This is a genomic window from Xenorhabdus griffiniae (assembly GCF_001028135.1).
Classification (GTDB): Bacteria; Pseudomonadota; Gammaproteobacteria; order Enterobacterales; family Enterobacteriaceae; genus Xenorhabdus; species Xenorhabdus bakwenae.
This window is the reverse complement of sequence record NZ_LDNM01000015.1, coordinates 28,395-45,012: the sequence shown is the minus strand read 5'-3', so window position 1 is coordinate 45,012 and position 16,618 is coordinate 28,395. Positions and strand designations below refer to the sequence as shown.

The 16,618-nt window shown below is 44.2% G+C and carries 17 protein-coding genes; 3 read left to right on the top strand and 14 right to left on the bottom strand.

Features of this window, described 5'->3' with window-relative positions; genetic code table 11:
- Positions 1–7 precede the first annotated feature (7 nt).
- The 12 genes from holB to yceD all read right to left on the bottom strand — a co-directional run bounded on the left by holB (position 8) and on the right by yceD (position 9,755).
- Positions 8–1,024 carry a DNA polymerase III subunit delta' gene (gene holB, locus AAY47_RS04750; protein WP_047767382.1) on the bottom strand — a complete coding sequence of 339 codons (1,017 nt, stop codon included), beginning with the start codon at positions 1,022–1,024 and terminating at the stop codon, positions 8–10.
- Positions 1,017–1,649 carry a dTMP kinase gene (tmk, locus tag AAY47_RS04745; RefSeq protein WP_047767380.1) on the bottom strand — a complete coding sequence of 211 codons (633 nt, stop codon included), beginning with the start codon at positions 1,647–1,649 and terminating at the stop codon, positions 1,017–1,019. The genes holB and tmk overlap by 8 nt, the downstream gene beginning before the upstream one ends.
- Complete coding sequence (gene mltG / locus AAY47_RS04740; RefSeq protein ID WP_047767378.1) at positions 1,646–2,671, bottom strand: endolytic transglycosylase MltG; 1,026 nt, start codon at positions 2,669–2,671, stop codon at positions 1,646–1,648. Before mltG ends, tmk begins: the two co-directional genes overlap by 4 nt.
- A gap of 39 nt (positions 2,672–2,710) precedes the next feature.
- Positions 2,711–3,538 (bottom strand): aminodeoxychorismate lyase, encoded by an 828-nt coding sequence (gene pabC, locus AAY47_RS04735; RefSeq protein WP_047767376.1) that lies wholly within the window; start codon positions 3,536–3,538, stop codon positions 2,711–2,713.
- Between the two features lie 68 nt (positions 3,539–3,606).
- Positions 3,607–4,848, bottom strand: coding sequence for a beta-ketoacyl-ACP synthase II (gene fabF, locus AAY47_RS04730; protein WP_047767374.1), 1,242 nt, complete (start codon positions 4,846–4,848; stop codon positions 3,607–3,609).
- Positions 4,849–4,922: 74 nt separating this feature from the next.
- Positions 4,923–5,159 carry an acyl carrier protein gene (gene acpP / locus AAY47_RS04725; protein ID WP_012989255.1) on the bottom strand — a complete coding sequence of 79 codons (237 nt, stop codon included), beginning with the start codon at positions 5,157–5,159 and terminating at the stop codon, positions 4,923–4,925.
- A gap of 151 nt (positions 5,160–5,310) precedes the next feature.
- Positions 5,311–6,045: a 3-oxoacyl-ACP reductase FabG gene (gene fabG, locus AAY47_RS04720; protein ID WP_047767589.1), complete on the bottom strand. Its 735-nt coding sequence runs from the start codon at positions 6,043–6,045 to the stop codon at positions 5,311–5,313.
- Between the two features lie 11 nt (positions 6,046–6,056).
- Entirely contained in the window at positions 6,057–6,986 is a 930-nt protein-coding gene (fabD, locus tag AAY47_RS04715; RefSeq protein ID WP_047767371.1) for an ACP S-malonyltransferase, read from the bottom strand.
- 18 nt (positions 6,987–7,004) lie between these two features.
- Positions 7,005–7,958: a beta-ketoacyl-ACP synthase III gene (locus tag AAY47_RS04710; RefSeq protein WP_047767369.1), complete on the bottom strand. Its 954-nt coding sequence runs from the start codon at positions 7,956–7,958 to the stop codon at positions 7,005–7,007.
- 7 nt (positions 7,959–7,965) lie between these two features.
- Complete coding sequence (plsX, locus tag AAY47_RS04705) at positions 7,966–9,018, bottom strand: phosphate acyltransferase PlsX (RefSeq protein ID WP_072059741.1); 1,053 nt, start codon at positions 9,016–9,018, stop codon at positions 7,966–7,968.
- 29 nt (positions 9,019–9,047) lie between these two features.
- Positions 9,048–9,218, bottom strand: coding sequence for a 50S ribosomal protein L32 (gene rpmF, locus AAY47_RS04700; RefSeq protein WP_004240653.1), 171 nt, complete (start codon positions 9,216–9,218; stop codon positions 9,048–9,050).
- 12 nt (positions 9,219–9,230) lie between these two features.
- Positions 9,231–9,755: a 23S rRNA accumulation protein YceD gene (gene yceD / locus AAY47_RS04695; protein ID WP_047767364.1), complete on the bottom strand. Its 525-nt coding sequence runs from the start codon at positions 9,753–9,755 to the stop codon at positions 9,231–9,233.
- Between the two features lie 145 nt (positions 9,756–9,900).
- On the opposite strand from yceD, the gene AAY47_RS04690 reads away from it, so the two are divergent.
- Entirely contained in the window at positions 9,901–10,494 is a 594-nt protein-coding gene (locus AAY47_RS04690) for a Maf family protein (RefSeq protein WP_047767362.1), read from the top strand.
- On the opposite strand, the gene rluC is transcribed toward AAY47_RS04690, so the two are convergent.
- Positions 10,488–11,444 (bottom strand): 23S rRNA pseudouridine(955/2504/2580) synthase RluC, encoded by a 957-nt coding sequence (gene rluC / locus AAY47_RS04685; protein WP_047767360.1) that lies wholly within the window; start codon positions 11,442–11,444, stop codon positions 10,488–10,490. The two genes, AAY47_RS04690 and rluC, sit on opposite strands and share 7 nt — an antisense overlap.
- A 555-nt stretch (positions 11,445–11,999) precedes the next feature.
- On the opposite strand from rluC, the gene rne reads away from it, so the two are divergent.
- Both rne and AAY47_RS04675 read left to right on the top strand, forming a co-directional pair.
- On the top strand, positions 12,000–15,245 hold the full coding sequence (gene rne / locus AAY47_RS04680) for a ribonuclease E (RefSeq protein ID WP_047767358.1): 3,246 nt from the start codon (positions 12,000–12,002) through the stop codon (positions 15,243–15,245).
- 275 nt (positions 15,246–15,520) lie between these two features.
- On the top strand, positions 15,521–16,153 hold the full coding sequence (locus tag AAY47_RS04675; RefSeq protein ID WP_047767357.1) for an SDR family oxidoreductase: 633 nt from the start codon (positions 15,521–15,523) through the stop codon (positions 16,151–16,153).
- Between the two features lie 64 nt (positions 16,154–16,217).
- On the opposite strand, the gene tmaR is transcribed toward AAY47_RS04675, so the two are convergent.
- Positions 16,218–16,538 carry a PTS system regulator TmaR gene (gene tmaR / locus AAY47_RS04670; RefSeq protein WP_047767355.1) on the bottom strand — a complete coding sequence of 107 codons (321 nt, stop codon included), beginning with the start codon at positions 16,536–16,538 and terminating at the stop codon, positions 16,218–16,220.
- Positions 16,539–16,618 lie beyond the last annotated feature (80 nt).

Here is a 16,618-nt window from a genome sequence, read left to right as displayed (position 1 = left end):
GACTAAGTTACTGTGTGGGACAAAATTGCCTTTCCCAATTGAGTAATTGTTCCGTTAACAACAATTCCCGATTGACTCCCACCACCGATAATAATTGATGACGACAATGTACCCAGTCATCAACTGTATTTAATAATGTTTCCACACTTTGGCGAGAAGCAAGATAATGAATCAAAACCTGCTGATCTTGGTTGATACAGTAATTCTGCGCCTGCTGCCGCCATTTTACTGCATCGGATAATAAGCTGATCAGCCAATGCAAAGATTGCTGCACATCATCACGATTCAGTAAGGGTAAAAGTGTCAGGGTATCACATTTATGTAATGCCTGTTCAATCGCCTGGCAAAGTGAATTCCTCTGCTGCCATTTTTCAGTTTGGAGTAGTTGCTCCGCAGCCAATGGCGCTCCCTGAGAAAGTTTCAATGCTGTTTGTGCATCCAACGAAGATATCGCTGGTAGCTGTTTTTGCAGCCAATAAAGCCCCGCCGAGGCTTCAGGAGCTGGCACAAAATAGTAAAAACAGCGGCTGCGTAGTGTTGCCAGCAAATTTACAGGGCTTTGACATTGCAACAAAAAGTAGGTGTTTTGTGGCGGTTCTTCCAACGTTTTCAATAAGGCGTTAGAAGCAGCATCAGTCAGGGATTCTGCGGATGTGATCCAGGCAATTTTGGCTCCCCCTTGCTGAGAATATTCATAGAGCTTCTCACTGAGCCGACGTACTGCGTCTACTCCAATGACATTTTTTCCCTTCTCAGGAGCAAGAACATGCCAGTCAGAATGTGTTGCCGCCAACATCAAATGACAGCCGTGGCATTTGCCACAGCTTTTAATGCCCTGTTTATTCTGACACATTAACCAGCGACTCAAACCATACAATAATGCATAATCCCCCATTCCTGCATGAGCATGAAGCAAAATAGCATGATGTCCACGCCCCTGCTGGTGGAATTCAACTAACTGACGGTATGCATGATTGAGCCACGGATACCAGTTCTTGTCTGAATTGCCTGTGCTTTTAGTCAAGGTTCTTTAACCAATCAAGTAAGGTATGACGAATATCATCCTGCACTTTTTCCAGTGGCTGGGTTGCATCAATCTTTTTGATACTGTCATCTTTCGCCATAAGTTCGAGATATTTTGTACGCGTGCGGTGGAAAAAATCTAAGGACTCCTTTTCAATCCGATCCAATTCACCGCGCTCAAGCGCACGTTGTAAGCCCACTTCGGGTGGTACATCAAGATAAAGGGTTAAATCTGGGGAGAAATCGCCCAATGCAGCACTGCGTAGTGACGCCATCAAGTGCTGATCGATGCCTCGGCCTCCCCCCTGATAAGCCTGGGATGAGAGATCATGGCGATCACCAATGACCCACGTTCCCTTTACCAAAGCTGGCTTGATAATATTTTCTACCAATTGAACTCTGGCAGCATATAGCATTAATAGTTCTGCTTTATCTGTCAGTGATTCTCCTTCAACCCCTTGTTTAATCAGCTCACGTAATTTTTCTGCTAACGGCGTCCCGCCAGGTTCACGGGTAAGCGCCAAATCAGAAATACCTTGCTGCTTCAAGGTTTCAACCACTGTTTGGATTGCCGTTGTTTTTCCAGCACCCTCAAGCCCTTCAATTACAATAAATTTGCTACTCATTTATCCTGCTTTAACCTTTGGCGATAAAGACTTACTGCCTTATTATGTGCTACCAGATTGGTGGTGAATGTGTGCCCCCCATCGCCATTCGCCACAAAATATAAATATTCCGTGACAGCAGGATGTGCTGCGGCCTTCGTTGAAGCCAGACCTGGCATGGCAATAGGGGTTGGTGGCAACCCATCAATCATATACGTATTGTATGGTGTAAATGTGTTGAGATTACTGCGAAAAATCGTACCCGTATATTTATCTCCCAATCCATAAATCACGGTTGGATCAGTTTGCAGTTTCATCTTTAACCGTAGACGATTCACGAATACAGAGGCAACTTTGGTTCGTTCAGATTCAATTGCCGTCTCTTTTTCAATAATAGAGGCCATGATCAACATTTCATAGGCACTTTTATATGGCAGGTTTTTTTCCCTGTTTTCCCATTCCTGCCCGACGACGGTTTTCATTTTGTTATGGGCGCGTTTAAGTAACGCCAAGTCACTCGTGCCTGCTGTATACAAATAGGTATCAGGATAAAACCAACCTTCCAGTGACTCGCCTTCTTTCATGCCTAAAGCATCAAGCAGCTCTTTCGGCGTCTTATTTTCTATTTCATGCTTTAAGTATGGCGCATTCTGCAATATTTTTGACCAATCAGATAAACGGCTGCCTTCAACAAAGCGAATGGTAAACTGAGTTTCTTTGCCACTGGCAAACAGTTGCAGGACAGACTTCAAAGACATCCCTTTTTGCAAACGGTAAGTTCCAGCCTTGAACTTTGCCAGCTCTGGTTTAAAGCGAAACAGCCATGGCAATAATTGACTCTCTTCAATCAATTTATACTGGGTCAGTAAGGCTTGCAGGCCAGTGCGTCCAGTTCCCACCGGCACAGTAAATATAAGCTCCTGGCTAAGATTAATCCCTTGATCAGCAAAGTTCTCTATTTTCTTCATAAAAGAAAAAAATACGATCACCGCGATCGCAATAAATAATCCGGGCAGAATGAAAATGGGCTTTTTTAGTTTCATTCGGTAATCACTTTATTTGTGCTTCTGAATACTAATTCGCTAAGGTTTTAAACATTCAGGTAATAAATATTCATGCAACTCTCTTGATTGATATTTCCACGCCGGTTGATTTTCATGCGCTTGAATTTGGCTTACTGGCAGTACTGGCATTAAGGAATTACAGATAATCACTTCGTCTGCATAAGCCAGCGCTTCGGGATAGCGCATAATACATGATAAGCGATAATCACTTTTCGCCAACAATTCGATGATCTTTTGTCGCATAATCCCCGCTACCCCACACTGGCTGAGATCAGGTGTATAAACATTTTTGCCTTTTCGCCAGAAGATATTGGCAGTAGCGCATTCAACCAATAAGCCATCACTATCAAGTACCAGGGCTTCATCTGCTCCTGATTGTACAATAAACCGTTTGATCAAAACCTGCTCCAAACGATTTAAGTGCTTAATGCCAGCCAGATAGGGATTAATTCCCATTGGAATCGGGCTAAGAGTCAATGACACACCTTTTTGACGCTGAGTTATATATCGTTCAGGATATGAACTCAAAGACAAGATCTGGGTAGGCGTAGTCGTGTCAGCAAAACTATAGCCACGGCCTCCCGTGCCTCTGGAAAGAATGATTTTCAACACACCGGAATCACACCCTTTCACTACCTGTTTAATATGGTTCTCAAGTTGGAACCAATCCAGTGCTGGCATAAAGAGTTTTTCAACACCTTTCTGCAACCGTTTTATATGCAAAGGTAGCAAAACCGGTATCCCTTGCTCAACCTTTATTGTGGTAAAACAGCCGTCACCAAACTGCACCGCACGATCATTGACAGGTATATGATCACACTGATTACCATTAATCCAATACGTCATGTTAACTTCTTATTTTTGATAAAAAAGCCCCAACATTTGTCGGGGCTTTTCATAAACACAAAGTGATTTTAGATCTTGCGGAAAATCAATGACCCGTTGGTGCCACCGAAACCAAAAGAGTTACACAATGCGTATTCCATTCCTTCAACGCTACGCGCTGCGCCCGGAACTAAATCCAAACGACAGTTCTCATCCTGATTCTCCAGGTTAATGGTTGGAGGAACAATCTGATCACACAGAGAAAGAACAGTGAAAATAGATTCAATCGCGCCTGCGGCACCCAACAAATGGCCTGTCATTGATTTGGTAGAACTCACTAATACTTTAGTGCCTTCACCAAAAACAGCCTCCACTGCACGAGCTTCTGCAAGATCACCCACTTGCGTAGATGTACCATGGGCATTGATGTAACTCACCTGCTCTGGTGAAATTCCCGCATCATTCAGGGCATTTTGCATTGCTAAAGCAGCACCTGCGCCATCTTCAGGAGGCGATGTCATATGATAAGCATCGCTGCTCATGCCAAAACCAACAACTTCAGCATAGATTTTGGCACCGCGTTTTTTGGCATGCTCATACTCTTCAAGCACAACGACACCTGCACCATCACCCAGCACAAAGCCATCACGATCTTTATCCCAAGGGCGGCTTGCCCTTTGAGGATCATCATTACGGGTTGACAATGCACGTGCAGCACCAAATCCAGCAACTCCAAACTCAGTACTCGCTTTTTCTGCACCGCCCGCCAGCATAATGTCAGCATCATTATAGGCAATGATGCGAGCCGCATGACCAATATTATGTACGCCAGAAGTACAAGCAGTTGCAATGGAAATGCTCGGGCCACGAAGACCATACAGAATGCTCAAATGGCCCGCCACCATATTAATGATGGTTGAAGGTACAAAGAATGGGCTAACCTTACGAGGCCCTGACGATAGCAGTGTGCTGTGATTTTCTTCGATCAGCCCTAACCCACCAATACCAGAACCAATGGCCGCACCAAAGCGGCCAGCATTGGCTTCTGTTACTTCGATTCCTGCATCGTCAATAGCTTGCTTGCCAGCAGCAATACCATACTGAATGAAGAGATCCATTTTCCGTGCTTCTTTGCGCGAAATATTGAAATCTTCATGATTAAAATTCTTCACCAAACCTGCAAACTTAGTTGCATGGTTACAGGTATCAAAATGTTCGATAAGGCCGATACCACTCTGTCCGGCACAAACAGCATTCCAGGAAGACTCTACTGTATTGCCGACAGGAGATAACATGCCTAGTCCGGTCACGACTACTCGACGCTTAGACACGGTTATCCTCCAAGGAGGGAAAAAAATTAGGACGAAAAACATAGGCGGTCGAACGACCGCCTAGGTATGTGTGCTTATTTACCTGCGTTTTCAACGTAGTCAATAGCAGCCTGAACTGTAGTGATTTTTTCAGCTTCTTCGTCTGGGATCTCGATATCGAACTCTTCTTCCAGAGCCATTACCAGTTCAACTGTGTCAAGAGAATCAGCGCCCAAGTCATCAACAAATGAAGCTGTGTTCACAACTTCTTCCTCTTTAACACCCAGTTGTTCAACGATGATTTTCTTAACGCGTTCGTCGATAGTGCTCATACTATTAAATTTCCTATCAAAACTCGCTTTTGCGATGGTTTTCGTAGTTTATAAAATACAGGAAAAGATGCAACCAAATCCCGGCTGGTCGAACCACAATCTGCTTTTTTTGTACAAAAAACATATCAAAAACAGTGGGTTCGCTCATTTTTTAGATCATGTACATGCCACCATTGACATGTAATGTTTCACCTGTGATGTAAGCGGCCTCGTCAGAAGCAAGAAACGCTACAGCACTGGCAATTTCCTTTGCATCACCAAGACGATTAGCAGGTATTCCAGCAGCAATGCCTGCACGTTGTTCGTCTGTCAACGCTCTGGTCATATCAGTTTCGATAAAACCAGGTGCAACAACGTTAACCGTGATGCCACGGGAAGCGACTTCACGAGCCAATGATTTACTGAAACCAATAACTCCTGCTTTCGCTGCCGCGTAATTCGCCTGTCCCGCATTTCCCATTGTTCCAACAACAGAGCCAATAGAAATAATGCGTCCATAACGTTTTTTCATCATAGAGCGCATTACTGCTTTTGACAGACGAAAAATCGAAGAAAGATTAGTGTCAATAATATCTTGCCACTCATCATCTTTCATGCGCATCAACAAGTTATCACGAGTGATGCCTGCATTATTAACTAAAATGTCTATTTCACCAAATTCAGCACGAATATTCGAGAGTGCATTTTCAATGGATTCTGAATCTGTGACATCCAGTACAAAACCTTTACCTTTATCACCAAGAAAGGCACTGATTGCTTCAGCGCCCTTCTCACTGGTTGCGGTACCAATAACACATGCACCACGTTCAACCAATAATTCTGCAATCGCGCGACCTATGCCACGGCTCGCGCCAGTGACCAGCGCAATTTTTCCATCAAAGCCCATTTTTTCCCCAGTCATTTGTTCAGAGCAACTGTGAGTGATGATACATCATTTACTGCTACAGCACTTAAAGTATCAACAATACGTTTCGTTAACCCAGTGAGTACCTTACCTGGCCCAATTTCTAACAATTGTTCAACCCCAAGCCCTGCAATATATTCAACTGATTCTGTCCAACGTACAGGATTATACAACTGACAAACCAACGCGTCCCGAATAGCATCAGCAGATTTTTCTACTTTTACATCGACGTTATTCACGACAGGGAATTGCGGCTGGTTAAACTCAACGTCTTGCAATGCCGCCGCCAGTTGTTCAGCAGCAGATTTCATCAATGCACAGTGCGAAGGCACACTAACGGATAGTGGCAATGCCCGTTTTGCGCCTGCGGCCTTACATGCCGCTCCCGCACGCTCTACAGCCTCTTTTTCACCTGCGATAACCACCTGCCCAGGTGAATTAAAATTAACCGGCGAAACAATCTGACCTTGTGCTGACGCTTCACATGCCTTTGCAATGGATTCATTATCTAAACCGATAATGGCATACATTGCTCCTTTCCCTTCTGGTACAGCTTCCTGCATCAACTTCCCACGCAATTCAACAAGTTTAATGGCTTGCTGGAAATCAATCACGCCCGCACAGACCAGTGCAGAATATTCGCCAAGGCTATGGCCTGCCATTATGGACGGTGCCTTACCGCCTTTCTCCTGCCATACACGCCAAATCGCCACTGAAGCTGCCAGCAATGCAGGTTGAGTTTTCCAGGTTTTATTCAGTTCTTCTATCGGTCCTTGCTGAACCAACGTCCATAAATCATATCCCAAAACCGCAGAAGCCTCTGCGAACGTTTGCTCAACCAGTGGAAATTCTGCGGCTAAATCAGCCAACATCCCCAGAGATTGAGAACCTTGACCGGGAAACACCATTGCAAAATCAGACATGTTTATTTTCCTGTTAAATTAAAAAAGTACCAGCGCTGAGCCCCAGGTAAAGCCACCGCCAAATGCTTCAAGTAAAACAAGTTGGCCGCGTTGGATCCTTCCATCACGTACCGCTTCATCGAATGCCGTCGGAATAGATGCTGCCGAGGTGTTGCCATGACGATCTAAAGTGATGACCACTTTATCCATTGTCATATCTAATTTCTTGGCAGTTGCCGCAATAATACGCAAATTCGCCTGGTGAGGTACTAACCAATCAAGCTGAGAGTGAGGCACGTTGTTGGCTTCCAATGTTTCATCAACAATATTCGCTAATTCACGAACCGCCACTTTAAAGACTTCATTGCCGGCCATAGTCACATATTCTGGAGTATCACACTCCACCCGGCTTTGATGTGGCAATGACAGTAAGTCACCATAACGGCCATCAGCATGAAGATGAGTGGACAAAATGCCGGGTTCCTCTGAAGCCCCGACAACCATTGCTCCTGCTGCATCGCCGAAAAGAATAACTGTGCTGCGATCTTTAGGATCGACGACCCTTGAAATAATGTCAGAGCCAATCACCAGTGCATGTTTAGCCGCACCTGTTTTAATAAATTTATCGACAACACTTAACGCGTAAGTAAAGCCGGCACACGCTGCGGCAACATCAAAAGCCGCAACGCCTGGAATGCCCAACAACTGCTGGATTTGGCAAGCGGCACTTGGGAAAGCATGAGTTGAACTTGTTGTGGCAACAACGATTAAGTCAATTTGTGTTTTATCGATGCCCGCCATTTCAATGGCTTTTTCAGCCGCTTTGAAACCCAAAATGGCAACATTTTCATCTTCAGCCGCAATACGGCGCTCACGAATACCCGTCCGAGTGACAATCCATTCGTCAGACGTATCTACCATTTTTTCTAAATCTGCGTTAGTACGCACCTGCGCAGGCAAATAACTGCCCGTACCTAAGATCTTTGTATACATGTTATGTTTATTCACTCTTGGGTAATACTGCATCCAGTCGGGCAGCGATTCTGTCTGGAACCTGCTTCTCTATAGCTTGAATGGCTTGATCAATAGCAGCCTTAAAAGCACGTTCATTGGCAGCACCGTGGCTTTTTATAACGATACCACGTAATCCTAATAACGTTGCTCCGTTATACTGGTCAGGGTTTAGATGGCCGAACCGTTTGGTTATCTGTCTCAGTAACCATCTTTTCACTATCTTCATCTTGAAGAGTTTCATCAACCAAGATGATTTTTTCTGCTGACCATCCGGTGACTTTATCAGAGTTAAAATCACTCTGATCGCACCTTCCATCGTTTTCAGCGTAACATTACCTGCGAAGCCGTCACATACGAGTACATCCGTTTTTCCGGTCAGTAACTCATTTCCTTCCACATACCCGATGTAATTAATCGTTGGGATATTACGCAAGGTTATAGCGGCTTCGCGGATATTATCTAGCCCTTTGGATTCCTCTTCTCCGATATTAAGTAACGCAACACGTGGATTATCCACACCAGCAACATACTCCGCCATTACGGAACCCATAATCGCAAACTGAACTAACATACTGCTATTACAATTAATATTAGCGCCTAAATCTAATACAACTGTTTTCTGCTGTTTTAGATTAGGTATCACCGTCATCAATGCAGGCCGTTCAATACCTTCAATGGATTTCAGCATCAATTTAGCCAATCCCATCAAAGCCCCTGTATTTCCCGCACTGACACAAGCCTGAGCTTTGCCCGACTTCACTAAGTCTAGTGCTATACGCATTGAAGTACCATGACTGGAACGGATGGCCTGAGATGGCCTTGCATCGTTGGAAACGATATGTTCCGCAGGAACAATTTGCAAGCGGCTAAACAGCTCGGCATTTTGATTTGCAAGCAAAGGAAAGATGGTTTCGGGATTGCCGACCAACAATAGCTTCAGTTGTGGATTAGATGCCAGTGCCTGCAATGCAGCAGGCACCGTAACGCGAGGACCAAAGTCCCCGCCCATAGCATCTAACGCTAAGGTTAGATTAACCAAGATATCAACTTGCTAATGATTAGCTGAAATTACTTGTTGATTACCTTGCGGCCACGGTAGTAGCCATCAGCAGTCACGTGATGACGCAGGTGAGTTTCACCAGAAGTTTTGTCTACAGAGACAAGTGTTGCAGACAGTGCGTCATGAGAACGACGCATACCACGCTTAGAACGAGTTGGTTTATTCTGTTGTACGGCCATTGACCTTACTCCTTAAGTACTTTTCTTTAAACTGGCTAATACGGCAAACGGGTTTGGTTTTTCTGCTTCAGGAGGCAGCGTACCAAACACCATATCCGCGTCGGACACTTCACAGTGTTCAGAATCATGTACCGGAACCACCGGCAGAGACAGAATTATTTCATCTTCAATCATTGCCAGCAAATCTATTTCGCCAAATTCGTTAACGTTTATTGGCTCATACTCTTCCGGTAATGCCTCAGCCTGTTCATCATTGACAACCGGGCTAAAACAATACGTTGTGTGAACATGATGACTGAAATTACTGCCACAACGCTGACAGGCAAGCGTAACATCCACTTCGGAATGCCCTTTTACAACTGCCAGACGCTGATTATCAATTTCAAATGATAATGAGTTATCTACATCACCATCCACACTGACCACAGTTTCTGCAAGACGAGAAACTTGCTCAGCAGAGTAACTACCATGGTAATCCAATCTTTTCTGGGCTGCTCGAAGTGCATCAATGGTCAGGGGTAATTTTACCTTTTGCATAAGGCGCGCATATTATCTTTGTAATGAGACATAGTCAAAGAAAAAGGCCACACATCTACGCCTTTCCGTCAAATATTCGCTTATTAAGCGGCGTATAGTTTAAAATGCCTGCAAATATTTCTCTACGTATTTTATGGAAAAAAAGATGCTTCCGATTATTTTATCGTCAACTTCCGAATATCGCCGCCAATTGCTAGAAAAGCTGGGATTACCTTTTACCTGTGCTGCTCCCAATATTGATGAAAGCCCGCTGGAAAACGAAAGTCCAAAACAGTTGGTAACGCGGCTGTCACAGGCAAAAGCTCACGCATTACAGCGGGAGTATTCTAGCCACCTCATTATAGCGTCAGATCAAGTTTGTGTTTTGGATGACAGGATCACCGGCAAACCCCATAATTTTGAGAATGCTTTCTTACAATTGGAAAAAGCCAGTGGAAAATGTGTCACTTTTTATACTGGCATTACCTTATTCAATAGCAAAACAGAAGTGGTTGATACTCGTTGCGAGCTATTCCATGTCTATTTCAGAGATCTGACAGAAACAGAAATTACTTATTATCTCAACAAAGAAAAACCCTTCAATTGTGCGGGTAGTTTCAAAAGCGAAGGCTTAGGAATTACATTATTCGAAAAACTTGACGGCAAAGATCCAAACACACTTATCGGCTTACCATTAATAACGTTGACAGAAATGCTTATCCGTCAGGGGATAAACCCACTGACGGTATGCTATCAATGATGATTATGCCGCAATATTCTTAAACATTTCCGCAATCTGTCATCCATTGGGGCTTCGAAACGCAGCGTTTCCCCGGTGGATGGATGGGTGAACTTTAATGCGTTGGCATGTAAGAACAATCGGTTAAGTCCTGTTTCTGCAAGTTGGGCATCAAATGTTCTGTCACCATAGCGATCATCAAACGCAATCGGATGACCGGCATGTAAAGAGTGCACTCGGATCTGGTGAGTTCGCCCTGTCACTGGGCTTGCCCGCACCAATGTTGCAAATGCATATCGTTCTTCAACTTTAAACCGTGTTTCAGACGGTTTGCCTTCTTTACTGACTTTAACCACCCTTTCTCCACTTTGCAGGGTGTTTTTCAATAAAGGGGCCTCTACAACTTTACAATGGGATTGCCATTGCCCACGCACTAGCGCCAAGTAGTCTTTCTGCATCTGTTTCAAGCGTAATTGTTCATGCAATGCCCGCAATGCAGAACGTTTTTTCGCAATCAACAAAATACCCGATGTATCGCGGTCAAGCCGATGTACCAGTTCAAGAAAGCGGGCTTCAGGACGCAAAGCCCGCAATCCTTCTATCACGCCAAAACTCAGGCCACTGCCCCCATGTACTGCGGTTCCTGAGGGTTTGTTTATGACTAAAATATGGTCATCTTCATACAATATACATTCCGCCAAAGCAGCAACCTTATCCAGCTTGACAGATATCGGTGTTTCTTGTTTTTCTGCGACTCTAACCGGCGGGATCCTGATGACATCACCTGCTGTCAATTTATATTCAGGCTTAATTCTTCCTTTGTTGACTCGAACTTCACCTTTACGCAAGATCCGATAGATCATGCTCTTAGGTACGCCTTTTAAACGGGCCAACAAAAAGTTATCAATTCGCTGACCGGCATATTCGTCATCAATCGTGACAAACTGTACAATTGGATTATCTGTTTTCATGGGTGAGATTCTAATAATCCAACAAACAGAGCGCCACTCATTTTTAACTATGTCTAAATAACAGCCATTTTTCCTACTTCATTGTTTCAGGTGACTTAGGATAAAGACTAAATATTAACAACTTATCACTATTTCCTAATAAAAAACCTGTAAAGCGACAAAGTCACCTTGCTATCACCCCAATAGCAATGGAATAATGCTTTCTGGCCACGGTTTACTAAACTATGAATGGCAAGATTGAAATTGTTTGTTATCTGTTTGATCGAGCAAAAACGCAGCAATGGCATAAGACGTAATGTTCGATCAAATAATTTATGGGCTGCGGGTGGCAGCTTACTGGATTGGGTAAAATCTGTACCTATTTATTACAGTGCCCCAATAAAGAGTACTGTGTTCAAATGAAATTCAGACTCGCCGACAAATAGGCGCCTCTATACAAACGATAGCCGTGAGGCTGACGGTTTTGTAAAAGACACGAGGCCATCGGTAACTAGTAGCTCGCCTCTTTTTTACTCGCAGCTCTATATTCATGTAAAAAATAATGAGTAAGTTAGAATGAAAAGAATGTTAATCAACGCAACCCAGCAGGAAGAGTTGCGTGTTGCCCTTGTTGATGGGCAACGTCTTTATGATTTGGATATTGAAAGCCCTGGACACGAGCAGAAAAAGGCAAATATATATAAAGGGAAAATTACTCGAATTGAACCTAGCCTGGAAGCTGCTTTTGTTGATTACGGCGCGGAGCGTCATGGTTTCCTACCCATAAAAGAAATTGCTCGCGAATATTTCCCAAGTAATTATCACTCTCATGGTCGCCCTAATATTAAGGATATCCTTAAAGAAGGCCAGGAAGTCATCGTCCAGGTTGATAAAGAAGAACGAGGCAACAAAGGGGCAGCTTTAACAACCTTTATTAGTCTGGCTGGCAGCTATTTAGTCCTGATGCCAAATAACCCAAGAGCAGGCGGAATTTCTCGCCGCATTGAGGGTGATGATCGCATCGAATTGAAAGAAGCGCTTTCTTCTCTTGAAGTTCCAGAAGGCATGGGGCTTATCGTTCGTACCGCAGGTGTCGGCAAATCAGCTGAAGCTTTGCAGGGAGATTTAAACTTCCGCCTGAAACATTGGGAAGCTATCAAAAAAGCTGCCGACAGCCACACCGCGCCCTTCCTGATCCACCAGGAAAGTAATGTGATCGTACGCGCATTCCGTGACTATCTGCGCCCAGATATTGGGGAAATCTTGATCGACAACCCTAAAATCCTTGATTTGGCACGCCAACACATCACTGCCCTGGGACGCCCGGATTTTGCCAGTAAAATCAAACTGTACAGTGGTGAAGTCCCCCTGTTCAGCCATTATCAAATAGAATCGCAAATCGAATCGGCTTTCCAGCGTGAAGTTCGGTTACCTTCCGGCGGCTCTGTCGTCATTGATACGACTGAAGCTTTAACGGCTATCGATATCAACTCATCCCGTTCAACTCGTGGTGGTGATATTGAAGAAACGGCATTTAATACCAACCTGGAAGCTGCTGATGAAATTGCACGCCAATTGCGTCTGCGTGACCTCGGTGGCCTGATTGTTATCGATTTCATTGACATGACTCCCGTGCGTCATCAACGTGAAGTTGAAAATCGGTTACGTGACTCTGTAAGACAAGATCGCGCCCGTATTCAAATCGGCCGGATTTCCCGCTTTGGCTTACTGGAGATGTCACGCCAGCGTTTAAGCCCATCCTTGGGTGAATCCAGTCACCATGTCTGCCCGCGTTGTAGCGGCACCGGCACTATTCGTGATAATGAATCACTGTCCCTGTCAATTCTGCGTTTAATCGAAGAAGAAGCGCTAAAAGAAAACACACATCAGGTTCATGCCATTGTTCCTGTGCAGATCGCTTCTTACTTACTGAATGAGAAACGTCAGGCAGTCAGCGCCATTGAGCACCGCCAGGGTGATGTTGGTGTTGTCATTGTTCCAAATGATCAAATGCAAACGCCACATTTCTCTGTCTTACGGGTACGTAAAGGCGAAGAAATTTCAACGTTGAGCTATTTGCTTCCACAACTGCATGAAGCGGAAATGATAAATGCTCAGGACGATATTCAGCATGAACGCAAACGTCCAGAGCAACCAGCCATTTCAACTTTTGATCTGCCAGCAGAAGCCGCACCGACAACAACAAAAGTAAAAACAAAAGAGAAAAAAGTCGTCACCAATAACCAAAAACAGACAGAAAAACCAGGTTTGTTTAGCCGATTCTTGAGTGCCCTGAAAAAAATGTTCAGTGGTGGTGAAGAAGAAAAACAAACCCAAGAAAGGGACAAAAAATCGGCGGGCAATGATAATCGTCGCTCATCAGAGCGGCGCAACCCACGCCGTCAGAATCAGCGTCGCGAAAGTGAAGCACGTAATAACCGTGAACGTGATGAACAGCGCAAGAGCCGTAATGCCCAGCCGAACAATGTCCAGGATAACACTGAGCCGGATAACGAAGCTCGTGAAGCACAGCAGCAACAACGCCGTGAACAACGTGCTGAACGTCAACGTCGCCGTCAAGAAGAAAAACGGCAGCAGCAACTGGAAGCTAAAGCTCAACAGACCACCAATCGACCTGACATTGTCGAAGAAGACGTTGAAGAGCGTCAGCCAGTCATGCCTCGCCGTCAACGCCGTCAGCTTGATCAAAAAGTTCGTATCACTGACGAATTGAGACAAGAAACTAATATTGTAGCCTTACCCGCTGTAATGCCTGAATCTGTGTCTGTATCAGAAAACGCTCACAAAGAGACAAAAACGTCTGTACCAGCCGTTATTGATACTCATGTTGAAGCAGCTAACCAAGCTGAAATGCCACAAAATACAGATTCACAAAACGCGGCATCACAAGCTGTTATTTCACAAAATAATGAGCAGCAAGACAACACAATGCCGCGTCGTTCCCGCCGTTCCCCGCGTCACTTGCGTGTCAGCGGTCAGCGCCGCCGCCGCTACCGTGATGAACGCAATCTGACTCAATCGCCAGTACCATTGAGAATGGCTGTTGTATCGCCAGAACTGGCATCAGGCAAAGTGTGGGTTCGTTATCCGGTTACTCCTGTAACCATGACTGAACCTGAAATCCCTGCTTCTGTTAATGTGATTAGCGAACCGTTTGAAGAAAAAACAATACCTGTACAACAGGAAAAAGTTATTCTGCTGCCAGCAATCACAGAATCAGCACCAACGACAACAGTGCCTCACGCCGAAATAGCAGAACAACAAGACAGCATTACTCAGGATGATAATGTGAAATTTGTTGTTGATAACGCTTCCATCGTGACACCAGCAGAGCCGGAATTAGAAAAGCCTGACGTTTCAGAATCAGCTAACGTGGAACCTGTCATCAATCATGATGAAAAACATTGGTCAGAAATTTTAGCAGATGAAGAATCACATATTCTAGTATCACTCGATGCTGAAAAAATGTGCCACACGGCAGAGTCCATCATTAGGACGTCGATTGTTGAACAGGAACATCATGAAGAACAGCCAACTGTTGCAACGGAAATGCGCCCTCAGGCAGAGGAAGTTAAAACGGAAGAGAAAACAGTTGTTAAGTCTTCGATTATCGTGGAAAAAAATCATCACGCTTACTCCCCAATGACGAAGGCTCCAGCACCAGATATGATGACTAAGCCTGTGCTTATCACTGAATGGCAACGCCCTGCTTATCCATTCAAAGGTAAAGGCGGTGCTGGCGGGCATTCTGCAACAAGTATTGCAACTTCTGCTATGTCTAAACCACCGCTATTCGAATAATCGGATACTGTGATTTGAATTAAATGGCTCCCTCCCCTGGATTGGGGCCATTTTTTTACCTTACCCACAACAAAAACGAATTACCTTCATTCCTTTCAATCAACTATTCCAATAAATTTATACCAATCCAACTTCAAGATGGGTGTTATATTTCCCCCGCTGAGCGGGGAAATATAAGGCCTCACGTCGTTTTGCGGATTGCAACTTGAAATTTATCGAGTATAAATGGTTATCATTTAAAATAGTTAGTTAATTTTATGGAGAGCTTCCCATCAATGAAACCTTGGTTAATTTTTGGTGCCGGAAAAGGTGTTGGACGCCATTTGGTCACCATTGCCCTACAACAAAACCGTCCTGTCACAGCCTTAATTCGTAATCCACAACAAGCTGCGGAACTCAGTGCAGCAGGAGTTAACGTAATCCACGGTGACGCTTGTGACAGAAAAAGTATAGAAAAAGCAATTGCACAGGCAGGAGAAAATCCTATTGTCTTCTCAACGATTGGCGGAGGAAATTCGGATCATCATGGGAACATGGCAATCATAGATGCATTGGAACAAGCTCAAATTACCCGTATGTTATTAGTGACATCCATTGGATGCGGTGAAAGTTGGAAGACATTATCAGCACGGGCCAAATCATTATTCGGGCAATCTGTCAGACACAAGTCACTGGCTGAAAGTTACCTACAAACCAGCACACTGAATTTTACCATCATTCGTCCCGGTGGTCTTACCGATCAATCTGGTACTGGACATTGCAAACGTTATCAAGTGGAAGTTCATGGCATGGTAAACCGAGAAGATGTAGCCGAACAATTAGCACAAATGGCCGAAGATGAACGAACTTACTATCAAACCTATGCTTTAATTGATCCTGAACTCAAACCTTATTGGAACTCAAACTAAAAAAACAACCACGCCATAAGGCGTGGTTAAGTACTAAACAATCATCTTTTCAAACAGCTAAAACTTACTTAACTCCACCATCCACTGCCTTAAGTTTTTTGGATAACTCACGGCGTTCTTTAGATAGTTCGGCATTTTTGATGATATATTCATCAACGCGTTCTTCATAATCACTGCGCATATGGGCAATAATTCCTTGAATATCTTCAATCGACATACCTGGCTTTATATAGTCACTCAGGTTATCAAGCAAGAGTACACGTTTTTGGTTATCTCGGATCTTTTTCTCATTGTCTACAATTTCGCGCTGTAATTTATTTTTGCGCCGAAATATACGCACAAACTCCAGTACATTTTGGAATGTTGGTTTATTTGTGTTGTCCATTTTTCACACCTTTTTAATCAGACCGATAATTTCTTATGCTAACGACACAATACAATCTCAAGTGGCGCATAGACAAGTCA

Excerpts from the sequence above, each read along its gene's own strand:
- tmk (WP_047767380.1), bottom strand. The coding sequence starts at position 1,649 with ATGAGTAGCAAATTTATTGTAATTGAAGGGCTTGAGGGTGCTGGAAAA.
- mltG (WP_047767378.1), bottom strand. The coding sequence starts at position 2,671 with ATGAAACTAAAAAAGCCCATTTTCATTCTGCCCGGATTATTTATTGCG.
- pabC (WP_047767376.1), bottom strand. The coding sequence starts at position 3,538 with ATGACGTATTGGATTAATGGTAATCAGTGTGATCATATACCTGTCAAT.
- acpP (WP_012989255.1), bottom strand. The coding sequence starts at position 5,159 with ATGAGCACTATCGACGAACGCGTTAAGAAAATCATCGTTGAACAACTG.
- fabG (WP_047767589.1), bottom strand. The coding sequence starts at position 6,045 with ATGGGCTTTGATGGAAAAATTGCGCTGGTCACTGGCGCGAGCCGTGGC.
- fabD (WP_047767371.1), bottom strand. The coding sequence starts at position 6,986 with ATGTCTGATTTTGCAATGGTGTTTCCCGGTCAAGGTTCTCAATCTCTG.
- AAY47_RS04710 (WP_047767369.1), bottom strand. The coding sequence starts at position 7,958 with ATGTATACAAAGATCTTAGGTACGGGCAGTTATTTGCCTGCGCAGGTG.
- rpmF (WP_004240653.1), bottom strand. The coding sequence starts at position 9,218 with ATGGCCGTACAACAGAATAAACCAACTCGTTCTAAGCGTGGTATGCGT.
- yceD (WP_047767364.1), bottom strand. The coding sequence starts at position 9,755 with ATGCAAAAGGTAAAATTACCCCTGACCATTGATGCACTTCGAGCAGCC.
- AAY47_RS04690 (WP_047767362.1), top strand. The coding sequence starts at position 9,901 with ATGCTTCCGATTATTTTATCGTCAACTTCCGAATATCGCCGCCAATTG.
- rluC (WP_047767360.1), bottom strand. The coding sequence starts at position 11,444 with ATGAAAACAGATAATCCAATTGTACAGTTTGTCACGATTGATGACGAA.
- rne (WP_047767358.1), top strand. The coding sequence starts at position 12,000 with ATGAAAAGAATGTTAATCAACGCAACCCAGCAGGAAGAGTTGCGTGTT.
- AAY47_RS04675 (WP_047767357.1), top strand. The coding sequence starts at position 15,521 with ATGAAACCTTGGTTAATTTTTGGTGCCGGAAAAGGTGTTGGACGCCAT.
- tmaR (WP_047767355.1), bottom strand. The coding sequence starts at position 16,538 with ATGGACAACACAAATAAACCAACATTCCAAAATGTACTGGAGTTTGTG.